This window comes from Mesorhizobium sp. P2_D5, from assembly GCF_056404355.1.
This window is the reverse complement of record NZ_JBFUEE010000003.1, coordinates 822755-847382: the sequence shown is the minus strand read 5'-3', so window position 1 is coordinate 847382 and position 24628 is coordinate 822755. Positions and strand designations below refer to the sequence as shown.

General features: G+C 62.5%; 25 protein-coding genes, 1 other RNA gene and 1 pseudogene. 15 read left to right on the top strand and 12 right to left on the bottom strand.

Translation table 11 applies throughout. The annotated features are described in order from the left end of the window. Nucleotides 1-291: 291 nt before the first annotated feature. The 4 genes from AC1DYW_RS17355 to modA all read right to left on the bottom strand — a co-directional run bounded on the left by AC1DYW_RS17355 (nucleotide 292) and on the right by modA (nucleotide 3339). Nucleotides 292-633 carry a winged helix-turn-helix domain-containing protein gene (locus AC1DYW_RS17355; protein WP_095087111.1) on the bottom strand — a complete coding sequence of 114 codons (342 nt, stop codon included), beginning with the start codon at nucleotides 631-633 and terminating at the stop codon, nucleotides 292-294. An 81-nt stretch (nucleotides 634-714) separates the two neighbouring features. Then, a complete protein-coding gene (gene modC, locus AC1DYW_RS17350; protein ID WP_477227038.1) occupies nucleotides 715-1827 on the bottom strand; it encodes a molybdenum ABC transporter ATP-binding protein in 1113 nt (370 codons plus the stop codon). Then, nucleotides 1824-2528, bottom strand: coding sequence for a molybdate ABC transporter permease subunit (gene modB, locus AC1DYW_RS17345; protein WP_095087107.1), 705 nt, complete (start codon nucleotides 2526-2528; stop codon nucleotides 1824-1826). Before modB ends, modC begins: the two co-directional genes overlap by 4 nt. Nucleotides 2529-2544: 16 nt before the next feature. After that, entirely contained in the window at nucleotides 2545-3339 is a 795-nt protein-coding gene (gene modA, locus AC1DYW_RS17340) for a molybdate ABC transporter substrate-binding protein (RefSeq protein ID WP_477227037.1), read from the bottom strand. Nucleotides 3340-3489: 150 nt separating this feature from the next. Between modA and AC1DYW_RS17335 the strand changes: the two genes are divergently transcribed. Further along, nucleotides 3490-3696 (top strand): TOBE domain-containing protein, encoded by a 207-nt coding sequence (locus AC1DYW_RS17335; protein WP_477227036.1) that lies wholly within the window; start codon nucleotides 3490-3492, stop codon nucleotides 3694-3696. Nucleotides 3697-3734: 38 nt separating this feature from the next. On the opposite strand, the gene AC1DYW_RS17330 is transcribed toward AC1DYW_RS17335, so the two are convergent. Together AC1DYW_RS17330 and AC1DYW_RS17325 are read right to left on the bottom strand one after the other, a co-directional pair. Continuing rightward, a complete protein-coding gene (locus AC1DYW_RS17330; RefSeq protein WP_477227035.1) occupies nucleotides 3735-4529 on the bottom strand; it encodes a thymidylate synthase in 795 nt (264 codons plus the stop codon). Between the two features lie 224 nt (nucleotides 4530-4753). Beyond that, nucleotides 4754-5065, bottom strand: coding sequence for a DUF2853 family protein (locus AC1DYW_RS17325; RefSeq protein ID WP_095087099.1), 312 nt, complete (start codon nucleotides 5063-5065; stop codon nucleotides 4754-4756). A 169-nt stretch (nucleotides 5066-5234) separates the two neighbouring features. On the opposite strand from AC1DYW_RS17325, the gene ssrA reads away from it, so the two are divergent. After that, nucleotides 5235-5594: a transfer-messenger RNA gene (gene ssrA, locus AC1DYW_RS17320) on the top strand. Nucleotides 5595-5708: 114 nt separating this feature from the next. Continuing rightward, nucleotides 5709-6260: an AAA family ATPase gene (locus tag AC1DYW_RS17315; RefSeq protein WP_477227034.1), complete on the top strand. Its 552-nt coding sequence runs from the start codon at nucleotides 5709-5711 to the stop codon at nucleotides 6258-6260. 42 nt (nucleotides 6261-6302) lie between these two features. Here AC1DYW_RS17315 and AC1DYW_RS17310 read toward each other — a convergent pair whose 3' ends face one another. Further along, nucleotides 6303-7508, bottom strand: a complete 1206-nt coding sequence (locus AC1DYW_RS17310; protein WP_477227033.1) for a multidrug effflux MFS transporter — start codon at nucleotides 7506-7508, stop codon at nucleotides 6303-6305. Nucleotides 7509-7697: 189 nt separating this feature from the next. Between AC1DYW_RS17310 and AC1DYW_RS17305 the strand changes: the two genes are divergently transcribed. The 4 genes from AC1DYW_RS17305 (at nucleotide 7698) to AC1DYW_RS17290 (ending at nucleotide 9551) form a co-directional block, all read left to right on the top strand. Further along, nucleotides 7698-8387, top strand: a complete 690-nt coding sequence (locus tag AC1DYW_RS17305; protein WP_477227032.1) for a TetR/AcrR family transcriptional regulator — start codon at nucleotides 7698-7700, stop codon at nucleotides 8385-8387. 118 nt (nucleotides 8388-8505) lie between these two features. Further along, nucleotides 8506-9048, top strand: coding sequence for an SspB family protein (locus tag AC1DYW_RS17300; protein ID WP_477227031.1), 543 nt, complete (start codon nucleotides 8506-8508; stop codon nucleotides 9046-9048). A 15-nt stretch (nucleotides 9049-9063) separates the two neighbouring features. Further along, nucleotides 9064-9309, top strand: coding sequence for a DUF4169 family protein (locus AC1DYW_RS17295; protein ID WP_477227030.1), 246 nt, complete (start codon nucleotides 9064-9066; stop codon nucleotides 9307-9309). Nucleotides 9310-9329: 20 nt separating this feature from the next. Next, nucleotides 9330-9551 (top strand): ribbon-helix-helix domain-containing protein, encoded by a 222-nt coding sequence (locus AC1DYW_RS17290; protein WP_477227029.1) that lies wholly within the window; start codon nucleotides 9330-9332, stop codon nucleotides 9549-9551. A gap of 127 nt (nucleotides 9552-9678) precedes the next feature. On the opposite strand, the gene AC1DYW_RS17285 is transcribed toward AC1DYW_RS17290, so the two are convergent. Further along, nucleotides 9679-11481 (bottom strand): chloride channel protein, encoded by a 1803-nt coding sequence (locus AC1DYW_RS17285; protein ID WP_477227028.1) that lies wholly within the window; start codon nucleotides 11479-11481, stop codon nucleotides 9679-9681. A gap of 152 nt (nucleotides 11482-11633) precedes the next feature. On the opposite strand from AC1DYW_RS17285, the gene AC1DYW_RS17280 reads away from it, so the two are divergent. The 3 genes from AC1DYW_RS17280 (at nucleotide 11634) to AC1DYW_RS17270 (ending at nucleotide 13391) form a co-directional block, all read left to right on the top strand. Then, complete coding sequence (locus tag AC1DYW_RS17280; RefSeq protein WP_477227027.1) at nucleotides 11634-12065, top strand: MarR family winged helix-turn-helix transcriptional regulator; 432 nt, start codon at nucleotides 11634-11636, stop codon at nucleotides 12063-12065. 123 nt (nucleotides 12066-12188) lie between these two features. Beyond that, nucleotides 12189-12494, top strand: a complete 306-nt coding sequence (locus AC1DYW_RS17275) for a hypothetical protein (RefSeq protein ID WP_477227026.1) — start codon at nucleotides 12189-12191, stop codon at nucleotides 12492-12494. Nucleotides 12495-12509: 15 nt separating this feature from the next. After that, nucleotides 12510-13391, top strand: a complete 882-nt coding sequence (locus AC1DYW_RS17270) for a sigma-70 family RNA polymerase sigma factor (RefSeq protein ID WP_477227025.1) — start codon at nucleotides 12510-12512, stop codon at nucleotides 13389-13391. A 34-nt stretch (nucleotides 13392-13425) separates the two neighbouring features. Here the strand turns inward: AC1DYW_RS17270 and AC1DYW_RS17265 are convergent, their stop codons facing one another. After that, the gene (locus AC1DYW_RS17265; protein WP_477227024.1) at nucleotides 13426-17340 is read right to left on the bottom strand and encodes an AsmA family protein; all 3915 of its coding nucleotides are present in this window, start codon (nucleotides 17338-17340) and stop codon (nucleotides 13426-13428) included. Nucleotides 17341-17518: 178 nt separating this feature from the next. On the opposite strand from AC1DYW_RS17265, the pseudogene AC1DYW_RS17260 reads away from it, so the two are divergent. Beyond that, nucleotides 17519-18495 (top strand): annotated as a pseudogene (locus AC1DYW_RS17260) (Dyp-type peroxidase). A 143-nt stretch (nucleotides 18496-18638) separates the two neighbouring features. Here the strand turns inward: AC1DYW_RS17260 and AC1DYW_RS17255 are convergent. Then, nucleotides 18639-20126 carry a winged helix-turn-helix domain-containing tetratricopeptide repeat protein gene (locus AC1DYW_RS17255; protein WP_477227023.1) on the bottom strand — a complete coding sequence of 496 codons (1488 nt, stop codon included), beginning with the start codon at nucleotides 20124-20126 and terminating at the stop codon, nucleotides 18639-18641. 143 nt (nucleotides 20127-20269) lie between these two features. Here AC1DYW_RS17255 and AC1DYW_RS17250 point away from each other — a divergent pair, with 143 nt between their 5' ends. After that, a complete protein-coding gene (locus AC1DYW_RS17250; RefSeq protein WP_477227022.1) occupies nucleotides 20270-20488 on the top strand; it encodes a hypothetical protein in 219 nt (72 codons plus the stop codon). 109 nt (nucleotides 20489-20597) lie between these two features. Here the strand turns inward: AC1DYW_RS17250 and AC1DYW_RS17245 are convergent, their stop codons facing one another. Then, on the bottom strand, nucleotides 20598-22010 hold the full coding sequence (locus tag AC1DYW_RS17245; RefSeq protein WP_477227021.1) for an FAD-binding oxidoreductase: 1413 nt from the start codon (nucleotides 22008-22010) through the stop codon (nucleotides 20598-20600). Nucleotides 22011-22215: 205 nt separating this feature from the next. Between AC1DYW_RS17245 and AC1DYW_RS17240 the strand changes: the two genes are divergently transcribed. Both AC1DYW_RS17240 and AC1DYW_RS17235 read left to right on the top strand, forming a co-directional pair. Next, nucleotides 22216-22701 (top strand): thioesterase family protein, encoded by a 486-nt coding sequence (locus tag AC1DYW_RS17240; protein ID WP_095087065.1) that lies wholly within the window; start codon nucleotides 22216-22218, stop codon nucleotides 22699-22701. A gap of 143 nt (nucleotides 22702-22844) precedes the next feature. Beyond that, nucleotides 22845-23042 carry a hypothetical protein gene (locus tag AC1DYW_RS17235; protein WP_095087062.1) on the top strand — a complete coding sequence of 66 codons (198 nt, stop codon included), beginning with the start codon at nucleotides 22845-22847 and terminating at the stop codon, nucleotides 23040-23042. 42 nt (nucleotides 23043-23084) lie between these two features. Here the strand turns inward: AC1DYW_RS17235 and AC1DYW_RS17230 are convergent, their stop codons facing one another. Beyond that, nucleotides 23085-23564 carry an Lrp/AsnC family transcriptional regulator gene (locus AC1DYW_RS17230; RefSeq protein WP_477227020.1) on the bottom strand — a complete coding sequence of 160 codons (480 nt, stop codon included), beginning with the start codon at nucleotides 23562-23564 and terminating at the stop codon, nucleotides 23085-23087. Nucleotides 23565-23653: 89 nt separating this feature from the next. On the opposite strand from AC1DYW_RS17230, the gene AC1DYW_RS17225 reads away from it, so the two are divergent. After that, entirely contained in the window at nucleotides 23654-24571 is a 918-nt protein-coding gene (locus AC1DYW_RS17225; protein WP_477227019.1) for an EamA family transporter, read from the top strand. The last annotated feature ends 57 nt before the right edge of the window (nucleotides 24572-24628 follow it).

Sequence of the window (24628 nt, the reverse complement as noted above, 5' to 3'; positions counted from 1 at the left end):
ATGCAGTACCCTCATCGCGCAGCACCTCGTCGTGTTGAGTTGTTGCTAGTGCTGCGCTGCTTCCAAGATCATGGCCTCAGTTTCCTCGATGTATCGAGTGCTCAGGGGGCCGATCTGCTGTGCATCAACGTGTCGTCTAACCAAGAGATGCCAATTCTAACCAAGAATCCGGAGCCGGACAACTGGCCCGCGAGCGCACAAAGCAACCGTTGCGATGATGTTGTTGGCACCGCCCTGTCGGCCTCTGGTTGGCGCCGTGAACTGGGCGTCCCATCCTCCGCTCGGCAGCTCTCACCCGGCGTCGATTTCAGCCTGCAATGCCTCCATATGCGTCGCAGCCGCAGCCGCAGCCGCGCGCTCGATGGCGCGGAAGCGGCTGACAACCGCAAGCCCCACCGCCGTCAGTTGCGCGCCGCCGCCCTTGCGGCCACCGGTCTGCGCCGCAACCAGCGGCTTGCCGAACACCCGGTTCATGTCCTCGACCAGGTCCCAGGCATGCTTGTAGGACATTTCCATGCCACGCGCGGCCGCAGAGATCGACCCGAAGGCGGCGATCTGCTCGAGAAGCTCGATTTTGCCCGGTCCGATGCGCCCGTCGGGGTCTAGATTTATCCGCAAGCTCAGCGACGGCATTTCGGCTCCTCCGCGGTCACGCCCGATCCCATACTAGAAGCTCTTCAGCGATACCGCTATTCCAAAAAAACATAGCGATGGTCAGCCGTCCACTTCGACGGGCAGGCCGGCGCCGGTGTTTGCCCGGTCGAAACTCACCGTCTTGACCACCGCGAAAACCTTGCCGCCGAGCCGAAGCTTCAGCCCCTGCCGCGACTGCTCGGTGATGCGGGCAAGCACGGTTGCGCCGTTGCAGTCGATGCCGACCTCGACTGTCGCGCCCTCGCCCGGACTGATGGCGACGATGGTGCCCGGCAGAATGTTGAGCGCGCTGAGGCCTGTCGGTTTCTCCGTTGCGATCATCACGTCGCGGGCGCGGATGCGGACGCGCACACGCGCCCCTGTCTTCATCGCCAGCCGCGGCACCCGGATCTCGCCGGCGGCCGAGCCGAGCACGGTCATGCCGAAAATCTCGTCATGGTGCAGCACCTTCGTGTCCAGCACGGCGCCGCCCTCGGCGCGCTCCTCCGCCGGCAGCAGGTCGAGCCTTTGCATCACCGCCTCTGTTGGTCCGCTGGCGATGACATGGCCTTGCGCCAGCGTCACCACGTCGGTGGCCAGCCGAGCCACCTCGGCAACCGAATGGCTGACATAGACGATCGGGATTTTCGTCTCGTCGCGCAGCCGCTCGATATAGGGCAGGATCTCGGCCTTGCGCGCCTCGTCGAGCGAGGCCAGCGGTTCGTCCATGAGCAGCAATCTAGGGCTGGCCAGCAACGCCCTGCCGATCGCCACCCGCTGCTTCTCGCCGCCCGAGAGCCTTGCCGGTCGCCTGTGCAGCAGCGGTCCAATGCCGAGCAATTCGACAACGGCATCCATCTCGGCGTAGCGCTCCGTTGCCGGCGTGAACCAGCGGCCATAGCGCAAATTGCTGGCCACGCTCATATGCGGAAACAGCCGCGCATCCTGAAACACCATGCCGATGCGGCGCTTGTGCTTTGGCACGAAAATGCCAGCGCCGGTGTCGACCAGCACGCGGCCATCGACCTCGATGCGCCCTTTGTCGGGCCGGATCAGCCCGGCGATCATGTCGATCAGCGTCGTCTTGCCGGATCCGGAGGGTCCGAACAACGCCGTCAGCCGCCCGGCGCTCTCGAAGCGAACATCGAGGTTGAAATCGCCGAGGCGATGGCTGATGTCGACAAGGACGGTCATTCAATGTCCATCCGCCGGCCGACACGCCGTGCCAGCACCTCCGAAGCGACCAGTGCGGCCATCGAGATGACAATGGAGATCAGCGTTAGCCTGAGCGCGCCTTCGTCACCGCCCGGCACTTGCGTGAAGGTATAGATCGCCGACGGCAGTGTCTGCGTCTCGTTGGGGATGTTGGACACGAAGGTGATGGTCGCGCCGAACTCGCCCATCGCCTTGGCAAAAGCCAGGATGGCGCCGGCGATCAATCCGGGCAGGATCAGCGGCAGCGTGATGGTGGCGAACACCCAGTAGGGATTTGCGCCGAGCGTTCCCGCCGCCGCTTCCATCTTGCGGTCAACCGCCTCGATCGACAGCCGGATGGCGCGCACCATCAGGGGAAAGCCCATGACGCCGCAAGCGAGCGCCGCACCCGTCCAGCGAAACGAGAAGACGATGCCAAAATGCTCGGCCAGGAAGGCGCCGGCCGGCCCTCGCTTACCGAAGGTCAGCAGCAGCAGATAGCCCGTCACCACCGGCGGCAGAATCAGCGGCAGATGGACCAGGCCGTTGACCAGCGTCTTGCCCCAGAATTGTCCTCGGGCAAGCAGCAGCGCGATCAATATGCCCGGCGGCAGGCTGGCGAGCATCGCCACCGTCGCCACCTTGATCGACAGCCGGACCGCATTCCATTCGTCGGGAGTGAGGTCCAGCAGCCAGTTCATGCGTTGGTTTCGTACCTCAATTGCTCGGCGTCAGGACGGTAAATCCCTGCTCCTTGAACAGCGCACCAGCCTTGCCCGACTGCAGGCATTTCAGGAAAGCCGGCGTATCCTTGTCCTTCGAATCGGCGGTCTGGGCAACCGGATAGATGATCGGCGGATGCGAATCCTCCGGGAAGGTGCCGACCACCTTGACGCCCTTCTCGGCATGCGCGTCGGTGGCGTAGACGATGCCGAGGGCGGCTTCGCCGGTCGAAACCAGCTTCAGCGCCGCGCGCACATTCTCGGCCTGCGCCACCTTGCCTTCGACCGACGACCAGACACCGAGCGATTCAAGCGCGGCCTTGCCGTATTTGCCGGCCGGCACAGCCTTGAAGTCGCCCATGGCAAGCTTGCCGTCGCCAATCAGCTTGGCAAGGTCAAAACCCTTTTCGATCTTGGCTTCAACCGTCGAGTCCTTCGGCGCCACCAGCACGATCTCGTTGCCGAGCAGCTTCACTTCGGTGTCCGGCTTGGTCAGCTTCTTGTCGGAGAGATATTTCATCCAGTCGAGGTCGGCCGAAATAAAGACGTCGGCAGGTGCGCCGCCCTCGATCTGCTTGGCCAGCGCCGAGCTTGCGGCGTAGGAGACGGTCGCCGCTTCGCCGACATCGGCCTCGCATGCCTTGTTCACCGCGTCGAGCGCGTCCTTGAGGCTGGCCGCGGCAAACACCACCACCTTGTCTTCCGCATGCGCGGCCGGCATTGCCGCCATCAGTGCCGCGGCAAAACCACCAATCGCGATCGCCCTCAATCCGAAACCTTTGCGCGTCATGGAAAACTCCCCTGGGTTTGAAATCCGATCGGCTCGAAGCCTGCCAACCGATATATCCGCATGAATATAACAAGGGAAGGCCCCGCACCCCTGTGCGACATCGATTGTTCTGGTAAGACGGGCAAAGAAACCTTGGAAAAGGAAACTCCGATGAAGATCAGCGCCCGCAATATCCTCAAGGGAACGATCACCGAGATCGTCAAGGGAGCCACCACCTCGCATGTCAGGATCGACATTGGAGACGCCGTCGTGACCGCTTCGATCACCAACGAGGCCGTCGCCGATCTTGAGCTCGAAAAGGGCAAGCAGGCCTATGCCGTGATCAAGGCTTCGGATGTGATGGTCGGCATCGACTGATCGGTGCCTGATTTCGAGGGTAAGCCGATCGGCGGAACTTAGACCGCGATCGGCGCCTTGATAGTCGCATCGGCGACGTAGTTTTCCAACCGGAAATCCTCGAAGCGGAAGGCGAACAGGTCCTTCACCTCCGGATTGATCCACATTGTCGGCAGCGCCCTTGGCGTGCGCTGCAATTGTTCGCGCGCCTGTTCGAAATGGTTCGCGTAGAGATGCGCGTCACCGAGCGTATGGACGAAATCACCTGGCTTCAGCCCGGTCACCTGCGCCACCATCAACGTCAGCAGCGCGTAGGAAGCGATGTTGAACGGCACGCCGAGGAAGATATCGGCGGAGCGCTGGTAGAGCTGGCAAGAAAGCCGACCCTCGGAAACATAGAACTGGAACAGGCAGTGGCATGGCGGCAGCGCCATGGCTTCCACTTCGGCCGGGTTCCAGGCTGAAACGATCAGCCGCCGCGATTGAGGATTGCGGCGTATCTCTTTCAAGAGATTTGCTATCTGGTCGATGGAACCGCCATGGCCATCCGGCCACGAGCGCCATTGCTTGCCGTAGACCGGGCCGAGATCACCATTCTCGTCGGCCCATTCGTCCCAGATCGAAACGCCATGGTCGGTGAGGTATTTGATGTTGGTGTCGCCGGCCAGGAACCACAGCAGTTCATGGATGATCGACTTCAAGTGCAGCTTCTTGGTGGTGGTGACGGGAAAGCCGCGCGCCAGATCGAAACGCATCTGGTAGCCAAACACGGAGCGCGTACCAGTGCCGGTGCGGTCGCCGCGATCGGCGCCGTTGTCCAGCACATGCTGCAAGAGGTCGAGATATTGGCGCATCGGTTTCCGGCTCGATTCGAGATTTCACCAATCATAGCGCATGTGTGAGTTGACGCTACGCTTGTCTGAAGTCTTCCCCGGCGGAGAGACCTTTTCAGAATTCGCTCTGGCGAGTCGAATAGCGTGGTTTTCGAGAACCGGAGCGGAGCGTACTAAAGTACGTGAGCACCGGAAGCGCAGAAAACCGCGCTAGTCGGCCGCCAGAGTAGAATTATCAAAAGGTCTCAGAGGGAGCCGAGTTTGCCCAGGTCCTTGGCGACCAGATAGTAGAAAGTCACCCGGTTCTTGGTGTTGTCGGCGGCCATCGCCTTGCAGACCTTTTCGATCGACGCATCAGCCTTCTTGTCGTCTGATATGCCAAGCTTTTTTGACACCCAGCCGGCCTTGACGCGGTCGAGCTCCTTAGGGTCGGTGCAGGACACCAGCGAGGAATCGCGGTTCCTGAGCGCAATGCCCAGATGCTTCACGATCTTGTCGACCACGTCGGCGCTTGCCGCGGCGTCGTATTTCTTCACGTCTGCAAGATAGTCGGCCATCAGAATTCCCCTCGTCGGCGCCACGAATCTGATCGATGAGGGCTGTGGCGCGCTGCTGCAACCTGTGCGCTAGGTCGGTAACTCCTCACCGTTGCAAAGCTTCGGTTGAGACCGCGCCCAAGTCAACCCTTGGCAATGCGGTTTTGGTATGGGGACAAAGTGCCATTGCGGCCTTTCATTTTCCACCATCGGCCCCTATATTCGTTTTGTCGGCTTGACCGACTATGGCGATAAATGGGCGATGAAATAAGCCGTTCGGACCCGGGGGCGGTACCCGGCGCCTCCACCAAAAGCCGCTGCTGAGACACGGCGGTTTTTGCTGGGGGCGAAATAGGATCGACGAAGGTGTAAAGATCGTACTTTTGCCCGGCATTGTACCACCGTCATCGGGCTAAACTTATAGTTGCCAACGACAACTATGCGGAAGCACGTCTCGCTGCTTAATGCGGTGCGATAGCTTCAATTCAAGTCCTAGAGGTTCGCACTTCTAGGCGGGGTTCGGAGGTACCTGGCAACAGAAACCTCCACTTCTCCCCTCTTTCAATACGCCTCACGCGCAACGACAGCTTCGGCTGATCAGCCCCTTTGCACAGCCATGGCCGCGAAGGGCGCAGCACCGCGTGCCCGTCTCCATGGACAAAAGATGCAAAACAATTCCGATCGATTCTTCGTGCTGACCGGTGGTCCCGGCTCCGGCAAGACGACATTGATCGAAGCCTTGCGCCGGGCAGGCTTCGCCACCTCGGTCGAAGCCGGCCGCGCCATTATCCGCGACCAGTCCGCCATAGGCGGGACCGCCCTGCCTTGGCACGATCGCGCGCTGTTCGCAGAGTTGATGCTGTCGTGGGAGATGCGCTCCTATCAGGTCGCATGCGAACACTCAGGCCCGGTCTTTTTTGATCGCGGCGTACCGGACACGCTTGGTTATCTGCGCCTGACCGACCTGCCCGTTCCCGAGCACGTCATGCATGCCGCCGAACGCTTCCGCTATGCCGGCCGCGTCTTCATTGCTCCGCCATGGCCTGACGTCTTCACGCAGGATGCCGAGAGAAAGCAGACGCTCGACGAGGCCGAGCGCACCTATCATGCGCTGGCCGGCGTCTATTCGGAACTGGGTTATGAGCTGGTGCCGCTGCCATTGGCGCCGATCGAGGTCCGGCTGCGATTTGTGCTGACCGAGGCAGGATTGCGATAGAAAAGGCCGGGCGAGCCCGGCCTTTTCGTGGATTGTAATTGTTTATTCCGCCGGCGCCTCGGTGGCTTCGCGCGAGCGGCCGAGCGTGACCTTGGCCAGCGTGAAGGAGATCACCGCACAGAGCGTGATGCCGGCCACCATCGGCAGCGGCGTACCGTCGAAGAACACCCCGGCGACGCCCATGGCCACCGCACCGATGGCGAAGTGCAGCGTGCCCATCAATGCCGAAGCCGTGCCGGCGATCTCGCCATGCTCTTCCATGGCCAGCACGGAGGTGGTCGGGATCACCAGGCCGAGAAAGCCGTAGCCGACGAACAGCAGCGCCGCCATCACGTCAAGCCGGTCGATGCCTGTCGCTATCACCGCGAACAGCACCACCATCGTCGTCGCGTAGCCAGTCACGGCGACACGCACCACGCGCCGCAGCCCGAAGCGCTCGGCCAGCAGACCCGTCAGCTGCGACATGCCGATGAAGGCGACCGCATTGATCGAGAAGAACACGCTGTAGACCGAAGGCGAAAGCCCGTAATGGTCGATCAGGATGAACGACGAGCTCGACAGATAGACGAAGAAACTCGCAATGCCGAAACCGGCGATCGCCACCAGACCGAGGAAGTTGCGGTCGCCCATCAGGAAGCGGTAGCCGGAAAGCGCAGTTGCAAAGGAGGAACCGGCCCGGTCTTCCACCGGCCGCGTCTCCTTGAGCGACGTCGCCAACAGGATGGTGGCAAGCACTGCCGCACCCGTCACCGTCCAGAACACGGCGCGCCAGCCGAAATTCTCGATGATCTGGCTGCCGGTCAGCGGCGCCAGGATCGGCGACACCGAAAACACCAGCATCAGCAGCGACATCAGCTTGGCAGCCTCATTGCCGGTGTGCAGGTCACGCACGATGGCGCGTGGAATGGCCATGCCGGCGCTGGCGCCAAGGCCCTGCAGGAAGCGGAAAGCGATCAGCCATTCGATGGTCGGCGCCATTGCCGAACCGATGCCGCCGATCATGAACAGCGCAAGGCCGCCATAGAGCGGCAGCTTGCGGCCGACCATGTCGGAGATCGGCCCAACGACGATTTGGCCAAAACCCATCGACAGGAAGAAGATCAACAGGCTCATCTGCACGGCGGCGGTGCCGGCGTGCAGATCCGCGCCGATCGAAGGCAGCGCGGGAAGATACATGTCGATGGCGAACGGGCCGATGGCGGACAACAAGCCGAGCACGACCGCAATGCGGAGGAATTTGGGACTCATGATAAAGGCTTCTTTCGAATCTGGTTACCGCCGCGGGCCGGCGGGTAACCCAAGGACGTTCCATCCCCTGAAATTCCGACTCTCCAAGAGCGAATTCTCTTCGTCTCTCCGGAGCGAAATCTCTTCGTATTGTGTCCACAAATTTAGACACTCTTGTCTAATTCGTCAATCACCTCTATATAGATTTCTATGAAGCTGCACGTTTCTCCTGACACTTTCCCGCCACGTGGCCATGAGGCCAAGCGCATATCGATCGTCGACGCCGCAGCTGGAGTCTTCTGTCGCGAAGGTTATGCCGGCGCCAACATCGACCTGATCGCGGTCGAGGCCGGCGTCTCACGCCAGACCGTCTATAACCATCATGGCGACAAGGAAAAATTGTTCGTCGCCGTGGTGCGCGATCTGACCGAGCGCTGCAATACCGGCATTTTCGCCACCATTGCCACCTTCCCCGATCAACCCAAGGACCTCGAGGCCGATCTGATCGGCTTTGCCGTGCGCTTGAACCAGAACTGCATCTGCAACCGCGACGGAAAATTCCTGCGCAAGCTGATCCAGACCGAAGGCGAGCGCTATCCCGAACTGTTTGCCGAGTGGCTCGAGCAGGGCCCAGGCCGGACATGGCCGGCAATCGCCGCCCGCTTCGCGCGGCTAGCTTATGGCGGTTACCTCGCGATCGAGGATCCCGATGTAGCGGCACGCCAGTTTCTCGGCCTCGTCAATGCCGAGCTGCAAACGACCTTCATGCTCGGCGGCACGCCGAGCGAGGACGAGGTGCTCCAGTCGGCGACCAATGGCGTGCGCACCTTCCTGCGTGCGTTTGGCAAGCGCCGGTCCGTCGCATTGGCTGAAAAGCAGGCCGCGCTGGCCAGCGCCTGAGCGATCAAATCGTCGGCAATAGTCCTCGTCTCGGTGCGGAGGTGATCTATATGCGGTTTACGCCGCGCTCAAGCTTGATTACAGCTATGCGGACGATTCAACGGAACCCGACCGCCACATGGCCGACGACCACATCCGCTACGACATTCTCGCCCAGGAGGCGTTGCGCGGCGTCATGCGCAAGGTCCTGGCCGAAGTCGCGCGCACCGGCCTTCCCGGCAACCACCACTTTTTCATCACCTTTCTGACCGGCGCGCCGGGCGTGCGCGTGTCGTCGCGGCTGCGCGAGCGCTATCCCGAGCAGATGACCATCGTCATCCAGTTCCAGTATTGGGACCTGAAGGTGACCGACACCGGCTTCGAGGTCGGCCTGTCCTTCTCCGACGTGCCGGAGAAACTCGAAATCCCCTTCTCGGCCGTACGCGGCTTCTACGATCCTTCGGTCAATTTCGAACTCGAATTCGACGTCAAGACGGACGGTGTCGCAGCCGAGGAACTAGCCGCTGAAGCCTCGCCAGAGCCACTGACCATCGTCTCCGAGAAAAAGCCGAAGGCCGAGAAGAAGGCCGCCACCGCCGAGTCGGAGAAGAAGCCCGCTGCTGCCGACGCCGCCACCAAGGGCGCCGAAGTGGTCTCGCTCGACGCCTTCCGCAAGAAATAGTCCACGCCTCGCGCCATGGCCGACATCGTCAACCTCCGCCAGGCCCGCAAGCAGAAGGCGCGGGACGAGAAACTGCGCGTCGCCGAACAGAACCGGGCGCTGCACGGTCGTTCCAAGGCCGAAAAGGAACGCGACCGCATGATCGCCGACAAGAGCGACAAATTCGTCGCTGGCCACCGTCGCGAACCCTTTGACGACAAAGACAACCAGAGCTTCGGACCGAAAAGCGCGCAGCGGCTTTCGGATGAATCAGATGCTTAAAGCAAAATGAGCACTCCGCGGTGAGCGCCGTGGAAAAGCGCTCGGTGACCATTCGCGGTCACCGCACCAGCTATTCGCTGGAAAAGCCCTTCTATGACGATCTCGTCGCGATCGCAGCGATCAGGAAGCTGACGCTCGCCGCTCTTGTCGCCGAAGTCGACGAGACGCGGCCCCGCGACACCAACCTGTCCTCGGCGCTCCGGCTCGTTGTCCTGGAGTGGGCAAAGCGCGGCGCCGGCTAAATCTTTGTCTTTACGCACTTCCGGACGGAAACCGCTAGACACTTCCCGGAAACGGCGAACCGCTCTAACTCGTTGTTTGAAGCACTTTCGGACGGAAAACCGCTAAACCCTTTTCCTGGAATTGCTCCTAGAGGCTCTCGACCGCGTCCGCCTTTTTCCTGCGTCTGGTGCCGAAACCAAGCAGGGTCGAGCGATCGCGTTCCTCGGCCTGTTTCCTCGACCGCACGCGCATCAGATCCTTCCAGCCGACATAACCGACCAGCTGCAGGCCCTCTCGGGTGACGACGGGCAGATGGGACACGTTGGCCAGCAGCAGCTTGTCGGAGAGACCCTCCAGATATTCATCCGGATAGGCCAGCGTGATCTTGCTGCCGGCCAGCAGCTCGCCAAGCGTCGTGGTACGGTGCCTGCCGGCGCGTCTCCAGCGCAGGATTGCCGGCGGATCGATGAGACCGATCACATGCCCGTTCTCGTCGACGACGGGAAAGCTCGGATGCCGCGTTTCCGGCGCCGTCAGGAACGCCGCCGCGCCATGCAGCGTCATCGTCGCCGGCACGCTCTCGACTTGAGAGGTCATCACCTCGCGCACCCTGGTCAGGGCGAAGGGATCGACACGGTATTCGCGAACCAGATGGTGTCCCCTTCTGGCGATCTTCTCGGTCAGGATCGAACGCTTCATCAAAAGGACGGTGACGGCATGTGCCGCCGCGCAGGCCGCGATCAGCGGCACCAGCATGTGCGTGTTGCCGGTCAGCTCGACGGCAAAGAAGGTTGCGGTCAGCGGCGCCCGCATCGTGCCGCCCATGGTGGCGGCCATGGCAAGCAGCGCCCAGAAGCCCGGATCGGCCGCAGGCAGAATGCCGGCGAGCACCGCTCCCATCGCACCGCCCATGATCAGCAGAGGTGCCAGCACGCCCCCGGACGTTCCCGAACCGAGCGCCACCGACCAGATGATGGCTTTCACCACAAGGAGGATAAGTGCCGCGGTGGCGACCGTGCGGCCGTCCAGCATGTCGGTGATGTTGTCATAGCCGACGCCGAGCGCCTGTGGCTCGATCAATCCGCCTATGCCGACCACCAGGCCGCCCAGCATCGGCCACCACATCCAGTGAATGGGCAGCTTCTGGAAGCCGTCCTCGCAGGCATAGACCATCTGCGTCAGCAGCCCCGACAACAGGCCGGCCGCAACGCCGATCGAGACCCAGCCGGCAAGCCCGACAAAGGACACCTCCATGCCGCCCTGAAACGGAAAGATCGGCCCGGGCAGATGCAGCATGGTGCGCTCGACCTCCGCAATGATTGCCGCGACCGCCACGGGAATGAAGCTGCGCGGGGTCCATTCGAAAAGCAGCAGTTCGACCGCCAGCATGATGGCCGCGATCGGTGTGCCGAAGACCGTGGTCATGCCGGCCGCCGCACCTGCCACCAGCAGCGTCTTGCGCTCATTGTCGCTGACCGGCAGCATTTGTGCGATCAGCGAGCCGATCGCGCCGCCCGTCATGATGATCGGGCCCTCGGCCCCGAACGGGCCGCCCGAGCCGATCGAAATCGCCGACGACAGCGGCTTCAGGATCGCAACCTTGGCGTCGAGCCTTGAGCGCCCGAGCAGGATCGCCTCGATGGCCTCCGGAATACCGTGGCCGCGGATCTTCTCGCTGCCGAAGCGCGCCATCACGCCGATGATCAGCGCGCCGATCACCGGGACGACAACAGAGGCATAACCCAAAGGCGTGTCCTGCAGCTTCATATCGGCAAGCGTGAACTGGCCAAAATAGGCAATGTTGGTGGCAAGACGGATCAGTTTCAAAAGCGCGATGCCGGCAAACAGCCCCGCAGTCGCCACCACCACGGCGATGGCGGCGACCAGCAGCACCCTGGCATCGGTGGTGAAATCCCTGAGATGACCGGGATTGGAGTGATTGGGCTTCATGACGGACTTTGCTTTCTGGCGGCGAGCCGTATCTCGCGGCATGGTCGAGGCGGCCAGCCGGCTTTGTCGGCTGGCTATGTATCGTAACACGATATAAATATTCAAGTCGCTTTTGCGCGAAATCCGTTTGAGCTTTCCTGGAAAACGAACAAATGTCTGGTATGACGCAGCCACAGAAACTACGCCCGGCGATCAAGCAGTCCGACTACCAGCGGCTGTCCGAATTTCGCTACCTGATCCGGCGCTTCCTCGAATTCAGCCAGATCCAGGCGGAAGACGCCGGCCTGACGCCGCGCCAGCATCAGGCGCTGCTTGCAATCAAGGGATTCCCGGGCGGCGGACCGGTGACGATTGGCGATCTGGCGGAGCGCCTTCGCATTCGCCATCACAGCGCCGTCGAGCTGGTCAATCGCCTTTGCGAGGCAGGGCTGGTGGCAAGAGATCAGGACAAGGATGACCATCGCCGTGTGCTGCTGCGGCTGACCGAGCGCGCCGACGATTGTCTGGCCGAGCTGTCGGCAGCACATCTCGACGAGCTGTCACGCATCGAACCCATGCTCAAGCGCCTGCTCGTCCGCGAGTGACGCGCCGGCATCGTTGCGGCACGGCAGCAAATTATTCCTGGCACCCTGAATCCTTGGGCTTCCCGGGAACGTCTCGACAGGAGTGGGCCGGCAAGGCGAAACACGATTCAAGGAACAACCACGATGAAACGCCACCTGATACGCTACAAGACCAAGCCGGAGCTGGCCGATGAGAACGAGCGGCTGATCAAGGCCGTATTCCAGGAACTGAGCGATAAATCTCCGGACGGCGTTCGCTATATGACCTTGCGGGCCGGCGACGGGACCTTTGTCCATCTGGTCGAAACGGAAACTGATGCCCATGCCGAACTCATCACCGGGCTTGCGGCATTCGAGGCCTTTCAGAACGGCATCCGGGACCGTTGCGTTGAGCGCCCTCAACGTGACGAAATGACCGTCGTAGGCAGCTATCGGATGCTGGGCGAGTAGTCGGGATAGAGGCGCATGAACATCCCTGGCGATATCCGCGATCCCTTCGATCGCCTGTTCGGGGAATTGCGCCCCAAGCTGCACCGCTACTGCGCCCGCATGACGGGCTCGGCCATCGACGGTGAAGACGTGCTGCAGGAAGCCCTGGCCAAGGCGTTCGAAGCCCTGCCCAACACCGGCCCGATAGCGAATCCGGAAGGTTGGCTGTTCCGCATCGCCCACAATGCGGCGCTTGATTTCCTGCGCCGTCGCGCCCGTGAAAAGGCCTTTTCCGATGAGGATCCGGACATGATCGTCGACCCGGCCAACCCCACCGTCGATCGTCAGGCCGCGGCCGCCGGCCTGCACACCTTCATGCGCCTTCCCGTCGCACAGCGAAGCAGCATCATCATGATGGATGTCCTGGGCTATTCGCTGCAGGAGATCAGCGCCATGCTCGACACCAGCATTCCGGCCATCAAGGCGGCGCTGCATCGTGGCCGCGGCCGCCTGCGCCAGCTCGCCGATGAACCCGAGGATCGCCCTTCCCCCAGGCTGAGTGCGTCCGAGCGCCTGCTCCTCGACGCCTACATCGATCGCTTCAACGCCCGCGATTTCGACGCGGTGCGCGACATGCTGGCGGACGAGGTGCGGCTGGACCTGGTGGCCAGGGCGCGGCTGAATGGCCGCGGGCAAGTGGGCACCTACTTCCGCAATTATTCGTCGGTCCAGGATTGGCGTTTCGTGCCGGGCTTCGTCGAAGGCAGGCCGGCAGTCCTTGTCTGCGATCCAAGTGATCCGACGGCGCGGCCTTCCTACTTCGTGCTGCTGGGATGGCAGGCGGGCAGGCTTGCCGCCATTCGCGATTTTCGTCACGCTCGCTACGTTGCGGACAGCGCCGAGATGTCCGTCCTCTGAGGCAATCGTTCAGCGCGCCGGTCGGCAGTTTGTGCTACTGCAACGACTTCAGCAGATTGTCGATGGTGAACGGGTTGGACTTCGGCTTGGCCGGCGGCGGGTTGTCGTTGGCCTCCGGCAGCGGCGCACGCTCCACCTTCGGCGCCTGCTGCGCGGCCTTGCGTTCGGCCTCGAGCCTTGCCTTTTCCTGCGAGGCGATGCGTCTCGCCTCCTCCGCCTTCTGCCGCTCCTGCTCGTCGGCCTGCGCCTTGGCTGCCTCGTCGGCGGCCTGCTGCTGGGCCGCGGCCTCGGCATCTGCTTGGGCTTTCGCTTCGGCATCGGCTTTCGCCTTTGCATCCGCTTCAGCCTGGGCCTGCGCATCTGCTTGGGCCTTTGCCCTGGCGTCGGCCTCGGCTTTCAGCCGCGCCGCTTCCTCCTGTTGGCGCAGTTCCTCGGCCGCCCTGTCGCGTTCGTCCTGCAACGCCGCGTAGTAGCGCACCTCGCGCCGCAGCCGCTGCTTTTCGAGCAGCGCCGCCTGCATCGCCTCGACGCGCTGCTGTTCCCTTTCCAGCGCGCGCTGGGTCAGGAACTGTGCCAGCGGCTCACTGTCGAACTGCCGTTTCACGGCGCCGAACGGACCCTCGGCGGTGAAGTTCACGACCGGCTCGGAGCCGACCAGCGCGTCGTCGCCTGGCCGATAGGTGATCGCTCCCTTGGCGGAAACCATGGCTGTGTTGAGGTCCGCAATAATGTCGGCGGACAAGGTCGCCGCGGGATTTTCCAGGCTGATCGGCGGTGCCCGCACCGTGCCGCCGGCAACCGTGAAGGCGACAGATGTATCCTTGGCGGCAAAACTGCCATCGGCGGCGATTTGCGGCGCGAAGGCGGCGGTCTTGGCCGCGTCGATGTCGCGCCCTATCACATCCGCCTTGGCAAGAAGCGCGTTGAACGCATCGGGATTGACGCCGGCGACCTGCAAGCCCTTCAGCGCCGCCGTGCCGGAGCCGGACAGAGCGGCCACCATCGCATCGACCGACTTGCCGCTGGTCGACAGCGCCGTCGAAAAGTCGCCACTGCCGCTGATGCCGGCATTTGGCAGCACGGTCGCCAGATCGGCGCCGGCCAGTTTCATCTGGCCGGTGAAAAGTCCGGTGCCGTCATTGTTCTTCAATTCGAACAGGCCTGTCAGCGCACCATTGAGGAATTTCGCCTTGAGGTCAGAAACCCGGATGCCTTCCTGGTCGAGTTTGAGCGAAAAGCCGGCGTCATAGGCGGTGGCGAACGGCCCGGCGGCAAGTGCCGCCGTCGTCAGGTCGAGGTCGGCGGTGAATGGCAGGCTGGATTTCTGGCTGAACGGAGCAGCCGGCCAGCCGCCATTCTTGTCGCCCCCACTCTTATTGGCAAGGAAAGCGGAATCGCCGAACAGCGCCACCGCCATCGGATCAAGATCAAGTTCGTCGAGCACCAGCGCGCCGGCCAGATGCGGCACGCCGTCCTTGACCTCGACATTGACGTCGCCGGACACCGCCGCCTCGTTTAGGGCGCCGCTGAGATTGTCCAGCACCAACAGGCCGTTGCCATAGTCGCCCTGCGCCGCGAGTGACGCCGACATGCCAGCGCCCATGCCGGGCAGGCCGATGCCGGTCGTCATCAGCCACGGCTCGATGTCGGCGGCGTCGAGGCTGAGCTTGCCTTTGACGGTAGCCCCTTGCGGCGTGTCCGCAACGGTTCCCTCGAAACCGGCCTTGAAGTCGTTGCCGGCGAGGCTGAAAGTCGTCGCCAGGCCGCCGCCAAGCGTGCCCTTGGCCTGAACGTCCGTGCTCGCCTCGCCCAGCATGCCGAGCGGCAGCGCCGGCAGGCCGTAGAGCGCCAGCAGGGCGGTGGCGTCAGGGTTCCTGGCGTTGAAGGTCAGCGTCACCGGCGCTTCGAGCAACTTGTCCGCTGCTCCCTTCCCCGACAGCGACGCCGAAAAGGCCGAGCCACCGGCCTTGCCTTGGCCGCTCACCGCCAGCCCCGTGGTGCCATCGCCATTGTCGGCGGCACTTGCCACAAGGTCGACACGCGCATCCTGGAACAGCTCGGGATAGGCCGCTGCACGGCTCGAAAGCCCCTTCAGCACGGCATTGTCGGGATAGTGCTGGGCGGCGACATCGACCAGAGGCTTGAGATCGACGGCAACCACCGAAGCGTCGAGCTTGCCGGTCGGACTTGCCGGAAAATCCTTGATCCGGCCGGTGGCGCTGATCGAGGCGCCGGCCAACCCGCCCAGCGACAGTCGGTCGATTTCAAGCAACCCGTCGCGCAGCCTCAACGCCGTGTCGACCGTGTCGGCGGTCAGGCCCCCGGCGCTGACCGGCCCGGCCTTGATCTGGAAATCCAGGTCGCGGTCGGCAAAGCGGTTGGCGCCCTTGTCGCTGACGAAGATCGAAGCGAAGGCTGCCAGCCCGTCGACATCAAGCTCACCGCCTTCGAGCCGCATCAGCACCGACGGTTTGGCATCGTCGGGCTGGCTGGAATCGATACTGCCGGAAAACTTCGCCTTGCCCAGGATCAGTTCGAGATCGCTGAAGGCCTGGCGCTTTTCCGTGAGATCGACCGTGGCCTTGAAACCGGCCGCGGGCAGACGGCGGATCGCCTCGTCGACATCCTTCGACAGCCAGGCGGCAAAGCCTGAAGGTTGCGCCACCGCCAGCAGCAGCGAGCCGGTGAAGCCGAAATGATTCTCGACGCTGAGCATGCCATTGGCTTCCAGCGTGGTGCGGCCAGGCAGTGTCGCGGCGAGCGATTCCACCAACCAGCCGCCATCGGTCGGCTGGGCGGAAAGATGGACGTCGCGCACCGTGGTGTCGCCGGCGACCACCGCCGGCAGCTTGACCTCGACGGTGCCCGGTATGGTCGGCTTCGGCAGCTCGTGCAACGCTTGCTCAAGCGCCGCGATGCGCTGGTCGAGCGTCGCGCCGGCGCCGGCCTCGGCGCCCACCGCCTCGTCGAACTGCACCTGCGCGCCACTGGCCTCGATGGCGAAGCTCGGCTTCAGACCGAGATCGACCGAAGCCTTGCCGTCGGCGGTGTACGGGTTGTCGAGCGGACCGGTCTCGAAGCGGAATTCGTCGACACCGAGCTTCTGGTGGTCGAGCGAAAACTTGCCGTTCAGCCGAAAGCCCGGATCGGGCTTGCCAGCACTGACCTTCACCGTCTCGCCGTCGTTGCCGCGCAGCGCGGCGCTGTTCTTGTCGGCACCGGAGATCTTGAACTGGCCGGAGTAGACGGCGGCACCTTTGACGATGCCGGCATTGCCGTCGGTTTCGATGACCAGCGGATAGGCATCGGGATCGGCCTTCAGCCGAAGCCGCATCTGCCCGGTGCCTTCGGCCTTGCCAGTGGACGCCACGACCGTGGTACGAAGGCCGTCGAGCCGCAGTGTGCCGTCCATGCGCCATGGCCCGGCCAGCGACTTGGCCGAGATCGTCGAATTGATCTCGGAAATGAGATGGCTGCGTCCGCCGGCGGCATGGCTGAGTTTGATCTGCCCTTCCGTCACCGTCAGCTTTTCGATCGAGATCTGGTTGAGGTCGAAGGGCGAGGACGGTCGCATCGCCCAGTCGACGGTACCGTTGCTGGCAATATCGATGGTCGCTTGCGGCCGCACCAGCCGCATGTCGAAGATCAGCACCTCGCCACGCAGGAAGGGCGCCAGCTCCGCATCCATCGAAAACGTCTCGACGGTCATGGCCGGCTGGCCATTCGGGCCACCGGCGACGGTGACGTTGGAAAAGGTCACCGAGGGAAACGGCAACAGCCGCGCCGTGGCATCGCCCTGCACCGTCACCTTGCGGCCGAGGATGGCGCTGGCCTCGCGCTCGAATTCGGCGCGGTAGCCGGTCCAGTCGACAAAATACGGCACCACCAGTGCCGCACACAGCACCAGCACGAACAGGCCACCGAAGATCACGAACAGGCGTGCGAGCATCAGCTCCAAACGGATCGATTGAAATTCTGCCGCACTCTACCTGCATCCGCGTGTCGATAAAGAGGCAATTCGTCCAGCGTTGCGTGATGTCTCATCCGCAGGTTGCGTGATGTCTCATCCGCAGTTGCGTGAAGTCGGATGATCTGAAACAAATCCTGGAAAAGCGGAGATTTTTCGGATGTCAGGGAAGAACTGGGACCGCGTGCCGATCGATGCGCAGAGCGTCGATGCTCCACTGTCGTTGTCGGCGGTCTTTCTTGTCGTCACCGTCGCCGGCGAGCAAAGCGCTCTGGCCAAGGTCGCGGCCGTGCTCGGCGGGCTTGACGATCTCGTCAAGACTGTCGGATTCCGTGACCTGTCCGGCCACCTGTCCTGCATTGCCGGCATCGGCCGTGAGCTCTGGGATCGTCTCTCTCCAGACCGGCGGCCGCTGGAGCTGAGATCGTTTGCGCCGATCAAGGGCGCGGTTCATTCGGCGCCGTCGACAGCGGGCGACCTTCTCTTCCACATCCGGTCCGAACGCCCCGACAGTTCGAGCGCATTCTGCTCGACAGCCTTGGCGACGGCGTGACGGTCGTCGACGAGGTCTCGGGCTTCCGCTATTTCGATGCGCGTGACCTGCTCGGCTTTGTCGACGGCACGGCCAACCCGACCGGCCTCGATCTGCCTGCCTCGGCGCTCGTCGGCGATGAAGATGCCGACTTCGCCGGCGGCAGCTATGTCGTCGTTCAGAAATATCTGCACGATCTCAATGCGTGGGCGCGAACGCCAACGCCCCTCCAAGAAGAGATCATCGGCCGCACCAAGATCGACAACATCGAAATCGATGATGACGCCGCGCCGCGCAAATCGCACAAGTCGCTGGCCACCATCGAGGATGCCGATGGCAACGAATATGACATCCTGCGCGACAACATGCCTTTCGGCCAGCCGGGGCGACGAGAATTCGGAACCTATTTTATCGGCTACACCAGGTATCTCTGGGTGATCGAGAAGATGCTGCAGCGAATGTACATCGGTGACCCGCCGGGCGCTTACGACCGGCTGCTCGATTTCTCCACGCCGCACACCGGCACGACGTTCTTCGCGCCAACCCGCCCCATGCTGCAAACGCTTGTTCAGGGCGCGCAGGAGAAGCCTGCGGCCGCACGGTAGTCCGCCGTCTCTGGTTTGCCACCGACCGCATTCCCGTGCGCGCGGTGCGCGAGTTGAAGGCAGGGCCGTCCGAGGCGGCGCGTTGTCTTAAGACGGGTCTATGGGCACTCACAGCTCACAGCGGGCTGCGGCTTGGGAGACGCTTATTCTTGCCTGTCGACACGCTCCAGGATCGCGCGATAACGGCTGCACACAGCGGGATCCTCAAAGAAATCCAATTCCGCATCGACTATCTCGTCAAGTCTTAGTCCAGGGTAATGTGCCTTGACTTTTGCCAGGACGTCTTGCGCTTGCTCGATTTCGCCGAGTTCGCAATGGCAGACGACAAGACGAACGAGCGACCACCGCGGTACGCTCGCCATTTTCGCGTAGCAGGCCGTTGCCTCGCGATATCGTCCAGCAGTGGTCAGTATGATGCCGCGAAAGTCTTCATACCATCCCACGGCGTATGGGTCGCGGCGCTGGGCTTGGTTTATTTCAACAAGCGCCTCATCCGGCCTGTCCGTGTAATTGAGGAAAAGGGCACGGATGCTGAGAATGAACGGGTCGTTCGGATTCAGGGCAACCGCACGGTCAAGACTGATTTCAGCCTGCCTGAATTGGCGCAAGTACAAGAGAGCAAAGCCGGTCGCGAGATGGCCGTACGCCCCGTCGGGGTCGAGTTGCAACGCGGTTTTTGCCATCTCCAGTGCGGAATGCAGATAATCTGAATTGTAGTAGACCCAGAAGAATTTGAGGGTCTCGACAACGCCGAGCATGGCGTGGGCAGCAGCAAACCGCGGATCGAGCTTTACCGCATGGCGCAGAAACGGTTCCGCTTCGTGCGCGGCGTCATAGACGGCCGCCAATTGCAGCGCCCGCAGGTAAAACTCATAGGCCGACATGTTGTCCGTCGGCCGGGCCCTGGCGCGCGATGCAATCGCGGTTCTGGCCTGCCGGGCCAGGCGGGCTGCAATCATCTGGGTGATTTCATCCTGGATGGCGAAAATGTCATCGAGTTCGCGGTCGTAGTGCTCGCCCCAGATGTGAGCTGTTGAAGATGCGTCGATCAGTTGCACGGTGACCCGCACCCGGTTGCCGATCTTCCGCACGCTGCCTTCGACGACATACTGGACGCCAAGTCTCTTCGCCACCTCGGCCACGTCATTCGCCTTGCCGCGGAACTGGAAGGAAGAGTTCCGCGCAATGACCAGGAACTCCCTGAACTTGCCAAGCTCGGTGATGATGTCTTCGGTTATCCCGTCGCTGAAATAGCCCTGCTCCCGGTCGCCGCTCATGTTGTCGAAGGGAAGGACGGCGATGGACGCTCTGGCCGGCGCTGTAGCCTCTGCGATAGCCACAAAGGGCTTGGGACCAGCATATTTATAGCCGCGACCATGCACGGTTACGATCATCTCGGGGGGCAGCAGTTTTCGCAGCGCCGAAATATGGACCTGCAGCGTATTCTCCTCCACCACCACGCCGGGCCAGACAGCATCGAAGAGTTCGGTCTTGCCGATCACCTCGTCCGGCCTCTCCAGCAACGTGGCGAGGATGTCGAAGGACCGCGTCGACAGCTCCATCGGCCCCTTGGGACCCAGCAGAAGCCGTTCGGCGCGCTTCAGACGATAATTCCCAAACTCCAAGTCCATTTGCAAAAGAACCCGTCCCTCGAGGGCAACGATAACCCAAGACGGTCCTGAAGGCGAACTTCAGGGTAGTTCAGAACCTTTCAGGTCCGAGCCAAGGACCTGAGTGGGACACGGTGTCATTCTCACCGTCACTGGAGGACACAATGGCCGACATCTCCACCACCGCCCTGATTAGCATCCGACGCCTTAAGCTGCCTCGGCTAGGCTTTCCGAGGCTTGCAATCGGCGCAACTCTCAACGCCATATGCGGGGTGATGGGCGACGCATTCAAAATGGCCTACCTGGACCCATACACCGGTCTTCGTCGCCAACCGCCGATCGTCCCGGACGATGATCTTGAAGGCCGAGATCCCGGCTGGTGACCAATGTCCCCAACGAGTGGTTCAGCGCAAGCTTCCAGTCAGCGCGGGATATCTGTTTTGGGTCATTCGCGACCGGGTCGAGCCAACTAAGCGTTAGTAAGTCCGCGCCCTAATTTCCAGGCAATATCTTGCCCGGGTTCATGATATCAAGCGGATCGAGCGCCTGCTTGATGGTGCGCATGATGTCGACGCCGTGGCCGAGTTCATGGCGCAGGAAGCCGACCTTGCCCTGGCCGATGCCGTGCTCCCCGGTGCAGGTGCCGTCCATGGCGATAGCCCGCATGTTGAGCCGCGCGACGAACTTTTCCGACAGCGCGATCTCCTTGGGATCGTCGACGTCCATCAGCACCAGAACGTGAAAATTGCCGTCGCCGGCATGGCCGACGATCGGCGCAATCAGCCCCATCTCGGCGATGTCGGCTTCGGTCTCGGTGACACATTCGGCAAAGCGCGAGATCGGCACGCAGACATCGGTCGACAGGCCCTTGGCGCCCGGCCGCAGCGTCAGCGACGACCAGTAGGCGTCGTGCCTCGCCTTCCACAGTTTCGTCCGCTCTTCGGCGACACTGGTCCACAGGAACGGCCCGCCGCCATTCTCTTCGGCGATCATGCCGAAAGTCTCGGCCTGCTCGGCAACGCCGGCGTCGCTGCCGTGGAATTCGACGAACAGGCACGGGCTTTCAGGGTAATCAAGCTTCGAATAATTCTTCATCGCCCGCATCTGCAGTGCATTGACCAGTTCGATGCGCGCCACCGGAATGCCCATCTGGATCGTCGCGATGACCGTGTTGCAGGCCGCCTCGACGCTCGGAAAGGGACAAACGCCGCCGGAGATCGCTTGTGGAATGCCTTGCAGCTTCAGTGTCAGCGACGTGATGATGCCAAGCGTGCCTTCCGAGCCGACCAGCAATCGCGTCAAATCGTAGCCGGCCGCGCTCTTTTTCGCGCGCTTGCCGGTCGTAACCGTCTCGCCGTCGGCCATGACGGCGGTCAGCGACAGCACGTTATCGCGCATCGTGCCGTAGCGCACCGCATTGGTGCCGGACGCCCGCGTTGCCGCCATGCCGCCGAGCGAGGCATTGGCGCCTGGATCGATCGGAAAGAACAGGCCGGTGTCGCGTAGATGCCGGTTCAAGTCCTCGCGGGTGACGCCGGCTTCGACCGTGCAGTCGAGATCCTGCGGATTGACCGCCAGGATACGGTTCATCCGCGACGTATCGACCGAGATGCCGCCGCCCGGCGCATTGGTGTGGCCTTCGAGCGATGAGCCGACGCCGAAGGCGATCACCGGCACCCGATACACGGCGCAGGCGCGCACGATCTCCTGCAACTCGGCCGTCGTCTCCGGGAAGGCGACACCATCCGGCGCCTGCGTCGGGATATAGGTGGTGGTGTGCGCGTGCTGTGAACGAATGGCCTGGCCGGTCTGGAAGCGCTCGCCGAGCCGTTGCTTGAGGATGCCGAGCACCGCCGCGATGCCTTCCTCGTTGCGTTCGACCGGATTGAGGTCGCTCAGAGCCATGAATTCCTCCGCGAATGGACCAGCGCGCACCCTTGTTGTGCATCTATGGATGATGCGCTCGGCAATTCCAGGAAAGGCGTGGAGCGGCTTTCCATCGGAATTGCATCAAACAAGGAGATAGAGCAGTTCGGCGTTTCCGTGAAACGATGAACCGATCTAGTCTCACCGGCAACAGTCTGTCCAGCACCAGAACAAGGAAGTTTCGATGCCTATCCCCGCCCCCTTCGTCTCCCAACCCATGGACATCGAGAAGGACTGGATCGACTACAACGGCCATCTCAACATGGCCTATTACAACGTGCTGTTCGACCGCTGCTCGGACGACGCCTTCGAGGCAATGGGCATGGGGCCGAATTACGCCAGGGACCGCCGCCTCACCATCTACACGGCGGAAGTCCATGTCTGCTACGTGCAGGAGCTGCATCTCGAGCACAAGGTCACTGTCACCTTCCAGCTGATCGACCATGACGACAAGCGGCTTCGGGTCTACCAGGAAATCCGCCACGTCGATGGCTGGCTGGCTGCCACGTCGGAATCGCTTTCACTACATGTCGACATGTCCGGGCCGAAGGTGGCGCCCTTTCCCGCCGATGTGCTTGCCAAGGTCGAAGCCATGCGCGCCGCCCATTCGGCACTGCCGATGCCGGAGCGCGCCGGCCGTTCGATCGGGATTCGCCGCAAGACCGCTTGAAGCGACTCGACGGCCACGTTAACCTTACCGAGGTTTTAACGGGAACAAGCCAATTGAGCCATTGAACGACTCAGCGGAGCGGTCGAGAACGATGCTCATGGGTTGCGATACGGCGGCGGGCGAAGCCGGTTCGAGGGACGTGCATGAAAACCGACATCAAGGTCGAGGTGGACAGGCTCGTAGCCGATCCGCGCATCACCGACTATGATTTCTGGCGCTCGCTCAAGAACGTCAACAACGAGATCTTCCACATCGCCAACAACAACGAGCCGATCCCGTTCGACATGATCCGCTGGCGCGCCATCCTGAAGCAGGCCCGCATGAAGCGCGGCCACGCCTAGAGCCTTCGACCGACATCCTCGCCTTCAAGACTGGCCTCGCCCTCAAGATTGGCGCTTCACCGCTCCCAGCGGCGAGCGCGCCACTACTGGTGACGACTGGATGATCGCCGTGTTGGTCATCGCGTAGGGAATGATGCGGTCGATCACCCGTTCGAGCTCGGCCACCGAGCCGACATGCGCCAGCGCGATGAAACAGTCCTCACCGGTCACCCGGTCGCATTGCGCGATCTCCGGCAACTCGCGGATGATCTCGGCCACCACTGCCAGTTGCCCCGGCACCGGACGGATGCGCAGCCATGCCGATAGCGGCAGGCCAAGTGCGGCAGGGTTGATCCTGACCGAATAGGCCTCGATGACGCCGCTCTCCTGCAGCCGCTTGATGCGCTCGGCGACACTCGGCGCCGACAGGCCGACCGAGCGTGCAAGCTCCGCCGTGCTGATGCGCGCGTCCTTCTCCAGCAGGCGCAGGATCTTCATATCCGCAGCATCGAGGTCGGCACTTTCAGTTCGAAGGCGTTTCAAGGAAATCTCCTTGCTTCCGGGCGAAAGCTAGCCAGAGGAGCCAATCATCACCCATATAAATCGACAGAACCGCCTGCGATACTGATCCGATGGATGATCAAACGCAATCTCTTGCTGCAAACCCTGCCCCTGCCGACAAAGCGCAGAGCGGGCTGGCGACGAGACTGCCGCCACATGTCTGGTTCGGCATCAGCGCCGTCTTCCATTATCTCGGGCCGGCATTCGCCGTGCTGCTGTTTCCGCATGTCGGCGTGCTCGGCATGGCGTGGCTGCGCATAGCCACCGCAGCCCTGGTCTTCGCGCCAGTGACCCGTCCATGGCGAACCTTCGCCCGCGCCGATCGCTCGACGCGGCTGCTGTTGCTGGCCTTCGGCGCCTGCCTGGCGGTGATGAACTGTTCGTTCTACCTGGCGCTCGACCGCTTGCCGATTTCGCTGGTCGCGGCAATCGAATTCGTCGGCACCATCGGCATTGCGCTGATCGGCCTCAGGAGCCCGCGCAATCTTGCCGCCCTTGCCGTTGCCGTCATGGGCACATTGCTGCTCATCGACGTCAAGTGGTCGAGCGATCCGCTCGGGCTGTTCTGGGCCTTCCTCAACGGGGTGCTGTTCGTTGGCTACATCGTGCTCGGCCACCGCGTCGCCCGCTCAGGCGCAGGCGACGGCATCGCCGGCCTCGGCGCAGCCATGGCCATTGCCTTCATCGTCGTGCTGCCGATCGGCCTCACCGACGCGCTGCCGGCCCTTTTCTCACCAGTGCTGTTGCTCGCCGCCATCGGCGTCGGCATCTGCTCGTCGGTCATTCCCTACATCTGCGACCAACTCGCCATGTCGCGGCTGCCGCGCGCGAGCTTTGCGCTGATGCTGTCGCTGCTGCCGGTCACCGCGACGCTGATCGGCGTCATCGTCTTGCGCCAGATTCCGAGCCTCATTGACTGCTTCGGCATCATTTTGGTCGTCGCTGGCGTTGCCTTGCATAAACCCGCAGCCGTCAGAAAAGTTGAATAAAACAGTTTATTATCAAAGGCTTAAATCAACAACTCTTGAGCTCCGCGAGTCGCCAGA

Excerpts from the sequence above, each read along its gene's own strand:
- AC1DYW_RS17355 (WP_095087111.1), bottom strand. The coding sequence starts at position 633 with ATGCCGTCGCTGAGCTTGCGGATAAATCTAGACCCCGACGGGCGCATC.
- modC (WP_477227038.1), bottom strand. The coding sequence starts at position 1,827 with ATGACCGTCCTTGTCGACATCAGCCATCGCCTCGGCGATTTCAACCTC.
- modB (WP_095087107.1), bottom strand. The coding sequence starts at position 2,528 with ATGAACTGGCTGCTGGACCTCACTCCCGACGAATGGAATGCGGTCCGG.
- modA (WP_477227037.1), bottom strand. The coding sequence starts at position 3,339 with ATGACGCGCAAAGGTTTCGGATTGAGGGCGATCGCGATTGGTGGTTTT.
- AC1DYW_RS17335 (WP_477227036.1), top strand. The coding sequence starts at position 3,490 with ATGAAGATCAGCGCCCGCAATATCCTCAAGGGAACGATCACCGAGATC.
- AC1DYW_RS17330 (WP_477227035.1), bottom strand. The coding sequence starts at position 4,529 with ATGCGCCAATATCTCGACCTCTTGCAGCATGTGCTGGACAACGGCGCC.
- AC1DYW_RS17325 (WP_095087099.1), bottom strand. The coding sequence starts at position 5,065 with ATGGCCGACTATCTTGCAGACGTGAAGAAATACGACGCCGCGGCAAGC.
- AC1DYW_RS17315 (WP_477227034.1), top strand. The coding sequence starts at position 5,709 with ATGCAAAACAATTCCGATCGATTCTTCGTGCTGACCGGTGGTCCCGGC.
- AC1DYW_RS17310 (WP_477227033.1), bottom strand. The coding sequence starts at position 7,508 with ATGAGTCCCAAATTCCTCCGCATTGCGGTCGTGCTCGGCTTGTTGTCC.
- AC1DYW_RS17305 (WP_477227032.1), top strand. The coding sequence starts at position 7,698 with ATGAAGCTGCACGTTTCTCCTGACACTTTCCCGCCACGTGGCCATGAG.
- AC1DYW_RS17300 (WP_477227031.1), top strand. The coding sequence starts at position 8,506 with ATGGCCGACGACCACATCCGCTACGACATTCTCGCCCAGGAGGCGTTG.
- AC1DYW_RS17295 (WP_477227030.1), top strand. The coding sequence starts at position 9,064 with ATGGCCGACATCGTCAACCTCCGCCAGGCCCGCAAGCAGAAGGCGCGG.
- AC1DYW_RS17285 (WP_477227028.1), bottom strand. The coding sequence starts at position 11,481 with ATGAAGCCCAATCACTCCAATCCCGGTCATCTCAGGGATTTCACCACC.
- AC1DYW_RS17280 (WP_477227027.1), top strand. The coding sequence starts at position 11,634 with ATGTCTGGTATGACGCAGCCACAGAAACTACGCCCGGCGATCAAGCAG.
- AC1DYW_RS17275 (WP_477227026.1), top strand. The coding sequence starts at position 12,189 with ATGAAACGCCACCTGATACGCTACAAGACCAAGCCGGAGCTGGCCGAT.
- AC1DYW_RS17270 (WP_477227025.1), top strand. The coding sequence starts at position 12,510 with ATGAACATCCCTGGCGATATCCGCGATCCCTTCGATCGCCTGTTCGGG.
- AC1DYW_RS17265 (WP_477227024.1), bottom strand. The coding sequence starts at position 17,340 with ATGCTCGCACGCCTGTTCGTGATCTTCGGTGGCCTGTTCGTGCTGGTG.
- AC1DYW_RS17255 (WP_477227023.1), bottom strand. The coding sequence starts at position 20,126 with ATGGACTTGGAGTTTGGGAATTATCGTCTGAAGCGCGCCGAACGGCTT.
- AC1DYW_RS17250 (WP_477227022.1), top strand. The coding sequence starts at position 20,270 with ATGGCCGACATCTCCACCACCGCCCTGATTAGCATCCGACGCCTTAAG.
- AC1DYW_RS17245 (WP_477227021.1), bottom strand. The coding sequence starts at position 22,010 with ATGGCTCTGAGCGACCTCAATCCGGTCGAACGCAACGAGGAAGGCATC.
- AC1DYW_RS17240 (WP_095087065.1), top strand. The coding sequence starts at position 22,216 with ATGCCTATCCCCGCCCCCTTCGTCTCCCAACCCATGGACATCGAGAAG.
- AC1DYW_RS17235 (WP_095087062.1), top strand. The coding sequence starts at position 22,845 with ATGAAAACCGACATCAAGGTCGAGGTGGACAGGCTCGTAGCCGATCCG.
- AC1DYW_RS17225 (WP_477227019.1), top strand. The coding sequence starts at position 23,654 with ATGGATGATCAAACGCAATCTCTTGCTGCAAACCCTGCCCCTGCCGAC.